A 13,747-nucleotide genomic window follows, 5' to 3' on the forward strand; every position below is an offset into this window, starting at 1 on the left:
AGCCGGGGAGTGAATTTCTACAAGACCGATGCGAATCGCCGGGGCAGACTCTCGGCCATGCGGCGTCCACCGGGATGCCGTGCCTCGTCCCCGACCGATGAGAGTGGCGAAATGGCCGAAGAACTAGGTGTTGCCTCGGTGAACGGAATTCGCGTTCACTACCGGATCAGCGGATCCGGCCCCGCGCTGGTGCTGCTGCACGGCTGGCCGCAGACCGGACTGTGCTGGCACCGGATCGCGCCCGACCTGGCCGCGACGCATACGGTGATCGCGCCGGATCTGCGCGGCTACGGCCGCACCGACAAACCGGTCGGCGGCTACGACAAACGCACCATGGCCGCGGATATCGCGGGCCTGCTCGAACACCTCGGCGTGCGGACCGCGGCGGTGGTCGGGCACGATCGCGGTGCGCGAGTCGCGCACCGGTGGGCGCTCGATCGTCCCGATCAGGTCACCAAATTGGCGGTGCTGGATGTGATTCCCACCCGCGAGGTGTGGCGGCTGATGAACGCCGATATCGCGCGCCGCTATTTCCACTGGCTGTTCCACCTCCAGCCGGATCTGCCGGAACTGCTTGTGGGACAGAATATTTCCGGCTATCTGCGGTACTTCTTCGAACATTGGACGGTGAACAGGCACGGGTTGACCGAGGAAGCCGTCGACGAATACATCCGCGCCTTCAGCGTGCCGGGCGCGCTGCGCGCCGGATTCGACGACTACCGCGCCGCCGAACTGGACGCCGAACACGACGACGCCGATGCCGAGCGGTCGCTGCGGCAGCCGGTGCTGGCCCTCTGGGGTTCCGGCAGCTTCCTGGAAAAGCTTCCGGCACTGGATATCTGGCGCAAGTACGCCGACGACGTGCAGGGCGGCCCGATCCCGGACTGCGGCCACTTCATCGCCGAGGAGCGCCCGGAGGTGCTGGTGGACCGGTTGCGCGCCTTCCTCTGATCAGGACGGCGGCGCCCCGATCATCTGCACATGCGTTCCGTCCCAACGAAATTGGACGTGGGTGTAGGTGCCGTCGGGGCAGGCGTCGCAGCTGCCGGGCGTCTTGTAGGTGAGCCCGACCGTCTCGTCCGTGGTGTGTTCGGGGTCGAATGCGGTGAAGCCGTAGGCCTTCGGGGTCGCGGTGCCGATGTATTCGCCCTTGTGGAAGAGCAGTGCGTGTTCCGGTGAGCTGGCGGTGGCCTTCTCGATCGGCACGATGGCGACCGATAGCGTCGCGCATGTATCGAAATCGCCTGTATACGAGCGTGATTCGGTGGACCACCGGGCGCCGGTGACCGACTCGGCGGGTAGTCGGGAGACGGCGGATCTGACGATGGGCGAGCCGAGGTTCACCCCGCACTGCTGCCCCGGCTGCCCGGATTGCGATGCCGCGGCGGTGGATCCGGGCGGCGCGGCCACCGGAGCCTGTCTGTTGGTCTTGACCGGTTTCGCCGGTTCACCGGCCGAACCGCAACCGGCGAGTTGGCCGGCGCCGAGCAGAATCGCTGCCACGATCACCGTGCAACGCAACATGATTCGATAATCCCTTCCGCGGTTGCCGCCGACCTGATCGACCCCGCGTCATCGTGTTCGCAAGCAATGATCCGCCGGACGGGGGTTCCGTGCACGGTGGTCCGTTCCCGGGATGGAGGGGATTCCGGGAACGGGCCGGACGTTCAGTGAACAGAGCGGATCAATGCGCCGAGCCGCTGCTCGCCGAACCGGTATTCGTCGCGGGCCCGGTCGCCGGAACGACGCTGAAATCGGTGCACCAGCCGCCGGCGCCGCCGGTGGACTGGCAGGCCACGTACAGTGTGGGGCTCGTCGCGGTGAATGTGCCGCTGACCACCGTCGGCGTCGAAGAGCCGACCTGCTGACTGACGTAGGGGATGCCGTTCGGCCCGTCCAGTGCGATGGCGAGCACCGATCCGCCGCTCGGGTCGGCCCAGACCAGCACCGAGAAGATGTAGCGCCCGCCGGTGACCACCCCGACATCCTGGCCGACGTAGCCGTTGTCGCCGGTGCGCGCCGCGGTGCGGCCGTCGACGGAATCCGTTGTCGCATTGTAGATGTGGGCCGACCACCGGCCGAGGCCGTTCGCGAAGTCGGGATCGGCGACCAGATTGTCGGCCGGGCTCGCACCGCCCGCGACCGCGGCCGCCGCGCATAGATATCCGGCCGTGGCCAGTGCGGCCGCGCCGCGGGTTGCGCACCGGAACACCTCGAGCATCGGGTCCTCCTCGATTCGCACAAGCCAAACCGCAGGTCGCGGCAGTCTATCCCGCTGCGGGGCGGTGATCCGGTAAGCCGGCGCGCCCGGCGCGCCCGGCTCAGCCCAGTGATTCGGCGGCGGCCGCGGCGATGGCGGCGGCGACGCCGGTGAGCGCGGGGGAGTCCAACCGCCACTGCTGCCAGTACAGCGGAACGTCGATATGCGAATCCCCGTCGATCCGGACGAGGTCGGCGGTGAGTTGGGCGTCCGGCAGCATGCCCCAGCCGAGCCCGAGCCGCACCGCCGCGGCGAATCCGGCCGACGACGGCACATAGTGTCGCGGCGGATCGACGGGATGCCTTGTCCGCCTGCGGATTTGGCGATCCTGTAAATCGTCCTTGCGGTCGAACAGCACCACCGGCGCGGTGGCGTATGCCCGGGCGGCGGGCCGATCGGCGAACCAGGCGTCGGCGAATTCCCGGTTCGCCACCGGGCGGTAGCGCATCGCGCCGAGCCTGCGCACCCGGCAGCCCTGCACCGGCTCGGCCGTCGAGGTGATGGCCGCCATCACGGTGCCATCGCGCAGCAGCCGGGTGGTGTGCTCCTCGTCCTCGCGGTGGATTTCGAAGCACACCCCGGCGGGTGCGGCCGCCAGCGCGGGCAGCACCCAGGTCTCCAGCGAGTCGGCGTTCACGGCGATGGGGACGCGGACCGGCCGGTCGGTGGGGCGATCGTTATCGCCGAGCTCCCTCGCGGTGTCCTCGGCGAGCAGTGCGACCTGCCGGGCCATGCGCAGTACGGCGAGCCCGGATTCGGTGGCGCGCACCGGTTTCGTGCGCTGCACCAGGATGCGGCCCGCCGCGTCTTCCAGCGCCTTGATCCGCTGACTCAGCGCCGACGGGGTGATTCGCAGCCTGCGCGCCGCGGCCTCGAAGGTGCCCTCGGTGAGTGCGGCGTCGAGCGCGCGGAGCTGGTCGAATTGCAGATCCATATTCAGAGATTCTAATGATAGTTAAGAATATTTAGTTTGCCTGCCGATCGTTTACGGCCGTAGGTTCGATGGCATGACGGCTTCATCGGCGGTACTTGCGGCCGTCTCGGGTTTGGGTTTCGGGCTGTCGCTGATCGTGGCGATCGGCGCGCAGAACGCGTTCGTGCTGCGTCAGGGGTTGCGCGGGCAACACGTCTTCGCGGTGGTCGCGGTGTGCGCGGTATCGGATATCGTGCTGATCGCGGCGGGTATCGGCGGCTTCGGTGCGGTGGTCGCCGCCGTGCCCGCGGTGCTGGTGCTGGTGCGCTACGCGGGCTCGGCGTTCCTGGCCGGGTACGGATTCCTTGCCGCGCGAAGGGCTTTCGCGAATTCGGCGCTTATCGCCGACGCGGGGGCGACCATGGCGCTCGGTGCGACCGTGGCCACCTGCCTGGCGCTCACCTGGCTCAATCCGCATGTGTACCTGGACACCGTGCTGCTGCTCGGCTCCTTCGCCAACGGGCACGCGAGTCAGGACCGCTGGTTCATCGGTCTCGGGGCGATGGCCGCCAGCGTGCTGTGGTTCGCCGGCCTCGGTTACGGCGCGCGGCTGCTCGGCCCGCTGTTCGCCAGGCCGATCGCCTGGCGGATCCTCGATTCGCTCATCGCGCTGGTGATGCTCACCCTCGCCGTCGGTCTGCTGCTGTCGCGGTGAACATTCGGTGTGCGGCCCGCGGCGCGCTCACTTCGAACCTGTGAATCGCGTCGCGACAGTTTCGCCGCGGTGCGCTAGTTTCGTGCCCGACAACCGCATGCCCGTCCGTTCCGGATGGGTGACGGCAATGCTTTTGCCCGGGAGGAGCACGCTCAGTGGGGATCCATCGGATGATGGGATCGGTTCGGGGTTGGTTGATTCGGTGCGGGGTGGTCGCCGGTGAACAGTCGGTCGTTGGTGCTGTGCGTGGCCGTCATCGCGGTCATGGCGGCGTGGGTGATGCGCTCCCGGCGCAATAGCGAAATAGATTGCGAGCGTGACGATTTCGGTTCGGAACTACTTCTCGGGCGGTGACCTGCCCCGGGGTGGCCTACGGTGGGGCCATGGAATTTTGTTTGCCGCGAGCGGGTTTGGTGATCGCCGCGTCCGGCGCGCTCCTCGGCGGTTGCGCGGGTGAGGCGGCGCAACCGCCGAACCCGCCGCCCACCGGCGCGCCGTCCTCAACCGCCGGTGCGCCGTCGTTCACTCCGGTCGCCGCGCAGCGGGTTGTCGTGCTCGATCCCGGCCACAACGGCGGCAACGGCGCGAATCCGGCGGCGATCAATCGGCAGGTCCCCGACGGTCGCGGAAAAACCAAGGCGTGCAATACCACCGGCACCTCGGCCAGGGACGGCTATCCGGAGCACGCGTTCAACTGGGCGGTCGCCGAACAGGTGCGGGATCTGCTCACCGCGCGCGGCCTGCGCGTCGTCATGACCAGGAACGACGATTCCGGCGTCGGTCCATGCGTCGACGAGCGGGCCGCCATCGGCAACCGCGGCGACGCGGCGGCGGTGGTCGCCATTCACGCCGACGGCGCGGATGGCGCCGGTGCGCACGGCTTTCATATCGCCTATTCCGCGCCGCCGCTCAACGCGGCGCAGGGCGAACCGTCGGTCCGGCTGGCGAACACGCTGCGCGACACCATGGTCGGCGCGGGCTTCGCGACGTCGAGCTACGTCGGCTCGGCCGGACTCGATCCACGGGCCGATCTGGCCGGGCTGAATCTGTCGGAGCGACCCACCGCGCTGGTCGAATGCGGGAATATGCGCGATCCCGGTGATGCGGCGCTGCTCGAATCCCCGGATGGCCGCGCCCGCATCGCGGCGGCCATCGCCGCCGGTATCACCGCTTATCTGGGTTGACAAAAATCGGCCTTGTTAGCAAACTCTATAGTAATTATACGGACGACCAGTTTATTGCTGATCGTCAGCCTATATAACTGGGGAGAATTTCTCGAAGGTCCACTTCCCTGCCGGTCCGGCGCGGATTTTCCTCTGAAAATAGGGATTCTCACATCCTGTCCGCGCAAAGGATAGGCAACTCGGTCATGTAAGTAAAGCTTCTTTTACGCTTTCTGGCCGCCACGCACCCCTTCGTGGGCCAATTTGGACCGGCTGACCTGCGAATATGGTCGATTGTGATCTGCATTATGTTGACCAGGATTCTGGACAAATCCACGATTACTCCATGACCTTCGGCAAACTTTCAGCAAAAGTTGGACGCCGGGCCCCGCGCATCAGCGCGGGCGTTATCGGTGGAACCGGGCTGTTGTTGCTGTTCGCGGCCCAGGCCGATCTTCTGATCGCTGCGCCGAGCGCGGTCGCCGATCCGGAAATCCCGGGATGCTCCTCGGATTACTCGGTGTCCAACGAAATGACCATGAAGTGTGAGCCGGGCTCCGGACAGGGGCAGCACGCCTTCATCCGGTGCCGCGATCTCGTCGGCATCGCACACACCCACATCGGTCCGACCATCGGGTCGGATGGCGGTTGGTCCAGGGCGGTCTGTGCCCCGGGCGAAAACGGTCCGGCCTGAACATTTTCCGGACCCAGCTCTGCCTTTTCGCGCCGAATGCCCGTAATGCGGTAGCCCAGGGCGATGGCGCGTTCGCAGCCCAAAGAAAGGCTCGAATCATGCGCGTTGTGATGGAACGTTCGCGAGAAACCAAAGCATCGGCGAAATGCCGCAGGGACGCCAAGCGCGCCCGCCGCGGCATGTACGCCGCCGCCACCTTCGCCTCCATGGCCACGGTCATGATGGCCGGACAGGCCGCCGCGGAGGCGCCGGACGGCCAGCAGGCGCCGGTATCCCCGCAGGCGCCCGGTATGAACCGGGGCGCGGCCGTGGGCCAGACGCTTCCCGGCACCGCGGGCGCCGTCGCCGGACAGTTGCTCGATCCGTCCCAGCAGGCCGCGCTGAACGGCGCGCTCGGGGCGGCGGCCCAGGTCGTCGCGCCGACGCCCATCGGCTCCCAGGTCGGCGCGGCCATCGACGCCTTCCAGGCGGGTGGCGCGCCACAGGCGCCCGCACCGATGCAGCGGCCCGAACCGGCCCAGGCGGGCCAGCCCGCGACCACCCCGGTCGTCGGCGGCACACCCGCGCCCGCCGGTTCGCCCGCGGCGATCGCGAACCAGGTCGTCGGTATGGTCCCCACCCCGGTGGCCGAACTCGCCGCGACCGCCGCACAGATCGCCGTGGCCAAACTGCCGCTGGAACAGCTGGCGGGCTGGGCGAACACCACCTTCCCCGACGGTCCGATGCGCGGTCCGGTCGATGATCTGCTCGGCTTCGTCCAGCAGGCCACCGAACTCGCGGGCGCACGCCGCGAGCGCGCGAACCCGACCATCGACGATCTGATCGATCAGGCCCGCACGGTCTTCGGCTTCCCGAAGGACGGTCCCGACCCGACCCAGGCGCTGCGCGACCTGCTGGTCGGCCCGGCCGTCGGCAAGAACGACCCGATGGCGGGCATCGCGCCCGGACTGGCCGCGCTCGTCGCGCCGGTGCTCGGTTTCGCCGCGCCGCACCTCGACGGCCTCGCCCCGGTGCTCGGCTTCCTCGCGCCGCTGCTGGCCATCGCCTCGAATCCGGTCGGCGCGATCGGCGCGGTGCTGACCACGCTGCGCGATCAGGTGCAGGGTTTGCTCGGCGACAGTAGGCACAATGCGGCGCTGCCCCTGCTGACATTGCCGGTGGTCGGGCTGTTCGCGCTCGTGCCGCTGCTGTTCGCCGGCGGTATCGCGGTCGTCGGGGCGCTCGCCCTCGGCGCGGTGGTGCTCGGCGCGCTCCTGTTGGCGCCCTTGGTGATCGGTGCGCTCGTCATCGGCGGCGCGATCCTGGCCGTGCTGGCCATCCCGGTGCTGGTGGTGCTCGCGGTGATCGCGATACCGGTGCTGATCATCGCGCTTCCGGTCGCCTTCATCGCGTTCCAGGTGCTGGCACCGTTCATCCTGGCCGGTGGCCTCGCCCTGTTCGCGGCGGCGGTGGTCGGCGGCGCGGCGGTGGCGGTCGTCGTGCTGGCACTCGGGCTGGCGGTGCAGATCACCGGATTCGTTCTGTTGACCGTATTCGCCGCGCTGGCAACGATTTTCCTGCCGTTCCTGGGCCTGATCATCGCACCGCTCGCGTTTACCGCCGCGCTCGCCTGGCTGGTGCTCGGTGGAATCGGCGTCGCCGTCGCGTTCTTCGGCGTCCTCGGCATCGCCGCGCTGGTGAGCGCCGCGGTGTTCGCGGTGGTCGGTGTGCTGTCGCTGTTCACCCCGTTCGGGCTGATCGCGATTCCGATCCTGCTCGCGCTCGGTGCGGCCGCCGTGATCCTGATGGGTGCGGTCGGACTGGCCGGTGGTGCCATCTTGGCCGCGCTCGGCTTCGTCGAGCTCGTCGCGCTGGGCATTGTCGGCGGGGCCGCGGTGACCGTGCTGCTGGCACTGGTTCTGGTGGTCAGCACCATTCTGGCGGCGGCCGACGTGGTCGTTTGGGCCGCGTTGTCGGCCGCGACGCTGATCGTCGGCGCCCTCGGCATGGCGGCGACCGCGCTCGCCGTCGCCGGCGGGCTGATCGCCACGGTCGCGATCATGATCGGCGTGCCGATCATCGGGCCGCTGCTGGCACCGCTGCTGTTCATCGCACTGGTCGCCATCCCGGCCTCGTTGGGCCTGGTGTTCCTGTTCGGCGCGTTCACCTTCGGGGCGATGCTCACGTTCGTGTGCACGAGCCTGATCCTGTTCGGCATCGCGAACCTGGCCGGCGTCGCGCTGGTCGCCTCGCTGGTGTTCATGATCACCATGCCGTACGCGATTCCGATCATTCTGTTGGCCGACCTGGCCTTCGCGATCATCGTCGGTGCCGGGCTGGCCGCGCTCGCGGCGGCGAACGTGGTCTTCACCTGGTTCTTCGGCGGCGCGGCCGCGCTGGCGGTGCTCGCCTTCGGACTGGCCGCCGCGGCGACGGTGTTCGCCGGTGGGCTGGCCATCGGCGTGGCGTCGTTCGCCCTGCTGACCCTGGGTGCGTTCGCGTTGATCATCATGAACCCGCCGCTGGCCCTGCTGGCGCTGCCGGTGATCTTCGGCGGCCTGTTGCTGAGCGTGCTGGCCACCCTCGGCACGGTGGCCGTGGTCTCCAGCCTGGTGACCGGGCTCGTGGCCTTCCTCGGGTTCGGCCTCATCGCATCCTGGGTGGGCTTCGGCATCCTGCTGCTGGGCACCTTCATCGCGGTGTCGTCGGTGTTCCCGCCGTTCCTGCTGGTCAGCATCCCGGTGGCGGCCGTCGCGTTCGTGGCCATCATGGCTCTGGCCATCGCGACCGGCATTGTCTTCGGCGCCGGTATCGGGGCAATCCTGCTGGCGGGCAACGTGATCGCGATCGCCCTCGGCATCGCCGCGGTGATCGCCACCGCCGCGGTCGGGTTGGCGGGATTCGTCTTCGCCGCCGCGCTGACGCTGCCGTTCCTGATCTTCGGCCCGCTGGCGCCGGTGGTCTCGACGGCACTGATGCCGATCATCGCGCTGGCTCTCGCGGCCATCTGGTCGCCCGTGCTGGCGGCCGGACTCACGGTGGCCGCCGCCGCCATCGCGATCCAGCTGTTCGGTCTGATCGGCCTGCCGATCCTGGCGGCGATCGTGCTCGGCGGCCTCACCTTGGCGGCGAAGGGTCTTTTCCTGACCCTGCTCCTGGTCACCGCGCCGCTGAGCTTCGTATCGCTGTTCCTGCTCGCCGCGATCGCGCTGCCGATCCTCGGGCTGGCCGCGGTCGGTGCTCTTGCGCTGCTCGCGCTGCCGGTGCTCGCGGTGATCGGTATCCCGCTGCTCGGTTTGGCCGCGCTCGGTGCGCTCGCCGTGCTGGCGGTGGGTGCCGCGGTGGTGCTCGGCCCGCCGGTGCTCGCGGTCCTGGCGGCGATCGCGATCCCGCTGCTCGGTCTGGCCGCACTGGCCGCCGTCGCGGTGGTGGGCGGTGCGTTCGTGGCGGGCATCGTCGCGGCCGTCGGCGCCGCGCTCGTGGTCGGCGTTCCGCTGGCCCTGCTGATCGGCGTGCCGCTGCTGGCGCTGGCCGCGGTGGGAGCGCTTGCGCTGCTTGCCCTTCCGGTGCTCGCCATCGGCGCGGTCATCGCCGCGCTCGGTGCGGCCGCGCTCGCGGTCGCGGCATTCGTTGCCGGTGCCGTCGTCGCACTCGGTGTCGCCCTGGCTATCGGAATTCCGGTGGCGCTGGCGGCATTCGCGGCCGGTGCGGTGCTCGCGCTCGGTGCGGCGCTGGCGATCGGCATTCCGATCGCCATCGCGGTCGGGCTGCCGCTGCTGGCGCTCGCGGTGGCGGGCGGTGTCGCGCTGCTGGCCCTTCCGGTGCTGGCGCTGGCCGCCGCGGTCAGCGTTCCGGTGGCGCTCACGGCGGGCGCCGTGCTGCTGGGCCTGGCCCTGGCATTGCTGGTGCTGCTCACCCCGCCGGTGCGGGTGTGGCTCATCTCCGCCATCCGCGCCGCGGTGCCCGCGTTCGGCTCGGGCGGTGCGGCGGCGACCGGAACGCAATTCCTCGACAACATTCCCGACAACCCGAGCCTGGAGCAGCTCATCACCTCGCTCCAGCAGGCGCTGGGCCCGAAAGCCAGTGCGGCGCCTGCGAATCCGGTGGCTCACGCGGACATCCCGTACACCGGAAACGGTGCGGCCGACGGCGTCACACACGACGCCCGTCAACTGGTCAGCATCGCCGTCTGAACCGGATACCCACTGTTCCAACACATCTCAGGTAAAGGAGCACGATCATGACGCACGCGATGCAGGACGGTGTCGGCACCACCGAAGCGACCATGCACCTGGAGTACCTCTACGGCCCGCAGTGGCGCGACGTACTCGCCATCATCGAACGCTCGGGCCAACTGCGCCCCGGCGAGCGGGAGAAGTTGAACGCCGAGGCGTCGAAGTTCCTGCAGCAGCGCTATTCCGGGCTGCAGGGCGGCGCGGAGGGCGGATTGGCCGGGCTGCTGGCGGGTCTGCAGGGCGGGGCCCAGCAGACCGAACCGCTGAACATCGCCACCGCCACCGCCAAGTCGTTCGGCCGCTCCCGCAATGTGCAGGTCGCGGGAATGATTGCCGGACAGGCCGTTTCGCCCGGCGCTTCCGGACTGTCGAACGGCGATCTCAGCGGGCTGTTCGAATCGCTCGGCTCGCTCGGCGCCGTGACGGTGGTCGGGCAGGCGGTCACTGCGGCGGTGCTCGGTGATCTGGTCGGCCGCGGTGATTTCACCAAGGCGGTATACGACGAGCTGATGCGGCCCTGGCTGAACAGCATCGAAGCCTGACGAAAGGAGTTGGCGCCATGTTCGATTCACGCAACGTTGGTTCCGGGCTTCCGGTCGACTCGTTCGCCGGGCTGCTCGAGCTGGGTGACAACCAGATCGGGTACGGGTACTACGACAGCAATGAAATCGCCGCGGCGCCCGCGGTGGCCTGGAACACCCGTACCAGGACCGGTGCCATCGGTTGGTGGAACCGGCACCGCACGATTCAGGCCGCGGTCGGGATGACGATGGTGTTGACGATCGGCTTCCTGCCCGCAACGCAGAACGCGATCCTGTCGGTGATCACCCATGCGGGCTGACCGGATCGTGCGGCCGGGGCGCCGCGGACGACTCGTCCGCGGCGCGCCCGCCCTGGCCTTGGGTGTGCTCGGGCTCGCCCTGTTGACGGGCTGCGCGGGCACGGGGCCGTCGGCGCAGCAGAGCCGCGCGGGCGACCCGGACACCGTCGACTGCGCAGTGGGTGGCCGAGCCATCTCCGGGCTGCAGAACACCTTCCGCGGACTGTCCGATCAGCTCAACGGGATCGGGCCCGCATCGGCCCGCGGCGACCTCGCCGATGTGAAAAACCGTATCGGCCAAGGGATGCGGCTCGCGGCGCAGGTCCCGGCGAGTATCCAACCCGCGACGGCGACGATGAATTCGCCGCTCATCCGCAACACCTATCAGGATGTCGGGCAGGCGGGCGCGCGGCTGCACGACGCGCTCGGCGACCTGAACGCCGCGCTGGACAGCGGGCGGCCCGCGCAGGGCGTCACCGATTCGCTGTCCGCGGCGCTCGACTCGCTGAACGGTGCGATGAACCGCATGCGTGTGGCCTGTTCGTCTGTTTTCCCGGAACCGGCTGCCCGAATACAGACCGTGCAGCAAGTGGGTAGCTGAGTGCGGTCCGCCGGTCCCCGTGTCTCCCCCGTGGCACGGGGATCGCGCGTGCCCGCACCGAATCACGCTGTGCCGCAACCAACCACACCGGGCGGGGGAAACGCCTGGGAAACCGGTATGTTTGCGCTACCCTTCCCGCATGGCCAAGTCCAGGAAGGTGAGCGTCACCATGCCCGCGGAACTCGCGGACACGCTGACGCGCTGGGCCGAGGACGGCCGCATCCTCTCGGTATCGGGCTATATCGCCGAATCGGTGCGGGCCAGGATCGGCCGTGACGTGTCGCTGGCGCGATTGGAGGAGGTCTTCGGCGCCAAACCGCCCGCCGATGCGTTGGCCAAGGTATTGCGCAGGCTCGGGCGCCCCGACCTGATCGACGGCGCCGCGTGAAATACGCCGCGATCGGCGGATACGTACTCGACGTCGCCGCGCTCATCGGCGCGTGTCGCCGCAAACCGTATCCGGAATCGGTGATCTGGGGCACCGTCATCACGCACGGCGTGCTCGTCGTGCCCGCCGCGGTGCTCGGTGAGGCGAGGGCGCGCATCCCGCGCTCCGGCCTGGACATCCTGGATGTCGTACTGTCCCTGCCGAATACGGTGATCGCCGACCTCAACGACGTGGTCGCGGCCCGCTGCGGCACCCTGCTCGCCGCCGTCTCCGACGATGTGCGCGGGCAGCTCTCGGCCGCGCACGCCGCCATCGAGGGGGTGAACCGCGGCTGGCCCATCGCCACCGACCGGGCCGGACTGCTCACCCGGCTGCTACCGGCCGCCGACGTGGACCAGCTGCCCTGAATCCGCCCTGTATGTAACCGCTTCAGTCGGTGTACAGTGCGCGCAGCTGCCGCTTGTACACCTTGCCCGAATCGTCGCGGGGGAGTTCGGCGACCACGCGAATCTCCTTGGGCACCTTGTAGTCGGCGATCGATCCGGTCAGCGAGCCGCGCACGCCCGCGGCCGTCAGCTCGGCACCGGGTCGCGAAACAATATGGGCGGCAACGATTTCCCCGAGATCTCCGGAATCCGGTATCCCGAATACGGCGACGTCCTCCACCCCGTCGAGCGCGCCGATCGCCGCCTCGATCTCGGCCGGGTAGATATTGACCCCGCCGGAAATGATGATCTCGCTGGACCGGCCGGTCAGGTACAGGTAGCCGTCGGCGTCGAGATATCCGGTGTCCCCGACCGAAATGAAATCCGGTATCGGGCTTGTGTTTTCACCGTTGCGATGCAGGTAAGTGAACCGGGGCCAGTAGTCGGCCCCGCGCACGAACACCTGGCCGATCTCGCCGGGCGGCAACGGTTTTCCGTCCGCGGTGGCGACCACCGCCGCCGAACCGTCCGCCCCGCGCCCGACGCTGCCCGGATGCGCCAGCCACTCCGCCGCGCCGATCCAGGTGATGGTGCCCGCCTCCGTGCAGCCGTAGAACTCGGTGAGCGCGTCGCCGAACCAGTCGATGGCGGCCCGCTTCACCGACGGCGGGCACGGCGCGGCCGAATGCACCAGGTGGGTCAGGCTGGACACGTCGTAGCGGGCCCGCACCGGCGCGGGCAGGGACAGCAGCCGCGACAGCATCGTCGGCACCACCTTGGCCTGGGTGATGCGGTGCCGCTCGATCAACTGGAGAAAGCGTTCGGGACGCCAGCGCGGCATGATGGTGATCTCCGCACCCATCCGGAGGGCAAGTACCGCAACGGCATTCGGGCTCGTGTGATACAGCGGGCCCGCGACCAGAACCCGGCTGCCCGGCACGAGGCCCATCCGCTGTGCGGTGGCGCCCGCGATGGACAGCAGCTGCTGCGGCGTCATACGTTCGCGCAGTACGCCTTTCGGCGCGCCGGTGGTGCCGGAGGTGTAGATCAGGCCCATCGAATCGGCGATCGCGCCGTCGAGATGGCCGAGTGGTTCGGGCTGTCCGTCGATCCACTGCTCCAGCGTCGGGTATCGCCCCGTCGGGGTGGTCAGCTGCCGATCGAGGCCCGCCTCCTCGACCAGTTCGGCGGGCATGGCCACCTCGACCACCGCCGGATCGGCATCGGCGCGGCCGGCGGCCGTCTCGACGCGGTCGATGAATTCGGTGTGCGCGAAGACAATTCGCGCGCCGCTGTCCCGCAGCACATGCTCGATCTCGGCGGGCTGCCACCGGGTGTTCACCGGTACCGGGTTGCCGCCACAGGCGGCGATCGCGAGGGAGATCTCCAGGAATTCGATATCGTTGCGCAGCATCACCACGACGCGCGCACCCCGCGCGACGCCGGCGGCCGCGAGCGCCGCGGCCAACCGCCCGGCGCGATCCTGTGCCGCCGCGTGGGTGCGCGTCCGGCCGCCGCAGGTGATGGTCGGGGTAGTCACGCCCCGAAGGTAGC

General features: G+C 69.1%; 15 protein-coding genes. 11 read left to right on the top strand and 4 right to left on the bottom strand.

Annotated features, from left to right (window positions below):
• The first annotated feature begins 111 nt into the window (after positions 1 to 111).
• Entirely contained in the window at positions 112 to 951 is an 840-nt protein-coding gene (locus F5544_RS13320) for an alpha/beta fold hydrolase (RefSeq protein ID WP_167473489.1), read from the top strand.
• Here F5544_RS13320 and F5544_RS13325 read toward each other — a convergent pair whose 3' ends face one another.
• From F5544_RS13325 to F5544_RS13335, 3 genes are all read right to left on the bottom strand, one after another.
• Positions 952 to 1,524, bottom strand: a complete 573-nt coding sequence (locus F5544_RS13325; RefSeq protein ID WP_167473490.1) for an LppP/LprE family lipoprotein — start codon at positions 1,522 to 1,524, stop codon at positions 952 to 954.
• Between the two features lie 160 nt (positions 1,525 to 1,684).
• On the bottom strand, positions 1,685 to 2,221 hold the full coding sequence (locus tag F5544_RS13330; RefSeq protein ID WP_167473491.1) for a hypothetical protein: 537 nt from the start codon (positions 2,219 to 2,221) through the stop codon (positions 1,685 to 1,687).
• 100 nt (positions 2,222 to 2,321) lie between these two features.
• Positions 2,322 to 3,194 (bottom strand): LysR family transcriptional regulator ArgP, encoded by an 873-nt coding sequence (locus F5544_RS13335; protein ID WP_167473492.1) that lies wholly within the window; start codon positions 3,192 to 3,194, stop codon positions 2,322 to 2,324.
• A 73-nt stretch (positions 3,195 to 3,267) separates the two neighbouring features.
• Between F5544_RS13335 and F5544_RS13340 the strand changes: the two genes are divergently transcribed.
• The 10 genes from F5544_RS13340 to F5544_RS13380 all read left to right on the top strand — a co-directional run bounded on the left by F5544_RS13340 (position 3,268) and on the right by F5544_RS13380 (position 12,175).
• A complete protein-coding gene (locus F5544_RS13340; RefSeq protein ID WP_167473493.1) occupies positions 3,268 to 3,888 on the top strand; it encodes a LysE/ArgO family amino acid transporter in 621 nt (206 codons plus the stop codon).
• Between the two features lie 219 nt (positions 3,889 to 4,107).
• On the top strand, positions 4,108 to 4,242 hold the full coding sequence (locus tag F5544_RS47045) for a hypothetical protein (RefSeq protein ID WP_275107027.1): 135 nt from the start codon (positions 4,108 to 4,110) through the stop codon (positions 4,240 to 4,242).
• A 29-nt stretch (positions 4,243 to 4,271) separates the two neighbouring features.
• Positions 4,272 to 5,072: an N-acetylmuramoyl-L-alanine amidase gene (locus F5544_RS13345; protein WP_167473494.1), complete on the top strand. Its 801-nt coding sequence runs from the start codon at positions 4,272 to 4,274 to the stop codon at positions 5,070 to 5,072.
• A gap of 325 nt (positions 5,073 to 5,397) precedes the next feature.
• The gene (locus tag F5544_RS13350) at positions 5,398 to 5,745 is read left to right on the top strand and encodes a hypothetical protein (protein ID WP_238847227.1); all 348 of its coding nucleotides are present in this window, start codon (positions 5,398 to 5,400) and stop codon (positions 5,743 to 5,745) included.
• 98 nt (positions 5,746 to 5,843) lie between these two features.
• Positions 5,844 to 9,917 carry an MFS transporter gene (locus tag F5544_RS13355; RefSeq protein WP_167473495.1) on the top strand — a complete coding sequence of 1,358 codons (4,074 nt, stop codon included), beginning with the start codon at positions 5,844 to 5,846 and terminating at the stop codon, positions 9,915 to 9,917.
• Positions 9,918 to 9,964: 47 nt separating this feature from the next.
• Positions 9,965 to 10,501 (top strand): hypothetical protein, encoded by a 537-nt coding sequence (locus F5544_RS13360; RefSeq protein ID WP_238847228.1) that lies wholly within the window; start codon positions 9,965 to 9,967, stop codon positions 10,499 to 10,501.
• Positions 10,502 to 10,518: 17 nt separating this feature from the next.
• Positions 10,519 to 10,800, top strand: a complete 282-nt coding sequence (locus F5544_RS13365; protein ID WP_167473496.1) for a hypothetical protein — start codon at positions 10,519 to 10,521, stop codon at positions 10,798 to 10,800.
• Positions 10,790 to 11,380, top strand: coding sequence for a hypothetical protein (locus F5544_RS13370; RefSeq protein ID WP_167473497.1), 591 nt, complete (start codon positions 10,790 to 10,792; stop codon positions 11,378 to 11,380). The genes F5544_RS13365 and F5544_RS13370 overlap by 11 nt, the downstream gene beginning before the upstream one ends.
• 139 nt (positions 11,381 to 11,519) lie before the next feature.
• On the top strand, positions 11,520 to 11,768 hold the full coding sequence (locus F5544_RS13375; RefSeq protein WP_167473498.1) for a hypothetical protein: 249 nt from the start codon (positions 11,520 to 11,522) through the stop codon (positions 11,766 to 11,768).
• Complete coding sequence (locus tag F5544_RS13380) at positions 11,765 to 12,175, top strand: hypothetical protein (protein ID WP_167473499.1); 411 nt, start codon at positions 11,765 to 11,767, stop codon at positions 12,173 to 12,175. The genes F5544_RS13375 and F5544_RS13380 overlap by 4 nt, the downstream gene beginning before the upstream one ends.
• 22 nt (positions 12,176 to 12,197) lie before the next feature.
• On the opposite strand, the gene F5544_RS13385 is transcribed toward F5544_RS13380, so the two are convergent.
• Entirely contained in the window at positions 12,198 to 13,733 is a 1,536-nt protein-coding gene (locus tag F5544_RS13385) for an AMP-binding protein (RefSeq protein ID WP_167473500.1), read from the bottom strand.
• Positions 13,734 to 13,747: the final 14 nt, after the last annotated feature.

The sequence above is a fragment of the Nocardia arthritidis genome (genome assembly GCF_011801145.1).
Classification (GTDB): Bacteria; Actinomycetota; Actinomycetes; order Mycobacteriales; family Mycobacteriaceae; genus Nocardia; species Nocardia arthritidis_A.

What these genes read in the sequence shown, in the direction of transcription:
- F5544_RS13320 (WP_167473489.1), top strand. Translation starts at nt 112, where the DNA reads ATGGCCGAAGAACTAGGTGTTGCCTCGGTGAACGGAATTCGCGTTCAC.
- F5544_RS13325 (WP_167473490.1), bottom strand. Translation starts at nt 1,524, where the DNA reads ATGTTGCGTTGCACGGTGATCGTGGCAGCGATTCTGCTCGGCGCCGGC.
- F5544_RS13330 (WP_167473491.1), bottom strand. Translation starts at nt 2,221, where the DNA reads ATGCTCGAGGTGTTCCGGTGCGCAACCCGCGGCGCGGCCGCACTGGCC.
- F5544_RS13335 (WP_167473492.1), bottom strand. Translation starts at nt 3,194, where the DNA reads ATGGATCTGCAATTCGACCAGCTCCGCGCGCTCGACGCCGCACTCACC.
- F5544_RS13340 (WP_167473493.1), top strand. Translation starts at nt 3,268, where the DNA reads ATGACGGCTTCATCGGCGGTACTTGCGGCCGTCTCGGGTTTGGGTTTC.
- F5544_RS13345 (WP_167473494.1), top strand. Translation starts at nt 4,272, where the DNA reads ATGGAATTTTGTTTGCCGCGAGCGGGTTTGGTGATCGCCGCGTCCGGC.
- F5544_RS13350 (WP_238847227.1), top strand. Translation starts at nt 5,398, where the DNA reads ATGACCTTCGGCAAACTTTCAGCAAAAGTTGGACGCCGGGCCCCGCGC.
- F5544_RS13355 (WP_167473495.1), top strand. Translation starts at nt 5,844, where the DNA reads ATGCGCGTTGTGATGGAACGTTCGCGAGAAACCAAAGCATCGGCGAAA.
- F5544_RS13360 (WP_238847228.1), top strand. Translation starts at nt 9,965, where the DNA reads ATGACGCACGCGATGCAGGACGGTGTCGGCACCACCGAAGCGACCATG.
- F5544_RS13365 (WP_167473496.1), top strand. Translation starts at nt 10,519, where the DNA reads ATGTTCGATTCACGCAACGTTGGTTCCGGGCTTCCGGTCGACTCGTTC.
- F5544_RS13370 (WP_167473497.1), top strand. Translation starts at nt 10,790, where the DNA reads ATGCGGGCTGACCGGATCGTGCGGCCGGGGCGCCGCGGACGACTCGTC.
- F5544_RS13375 (WP_167473498.1), top strand. Translation starts at nt 11,520, where the DNA reads ATGGCCAAGTCCAGGAAGGTGAGCGTCACCATGCCCGCGGAACTCGCG.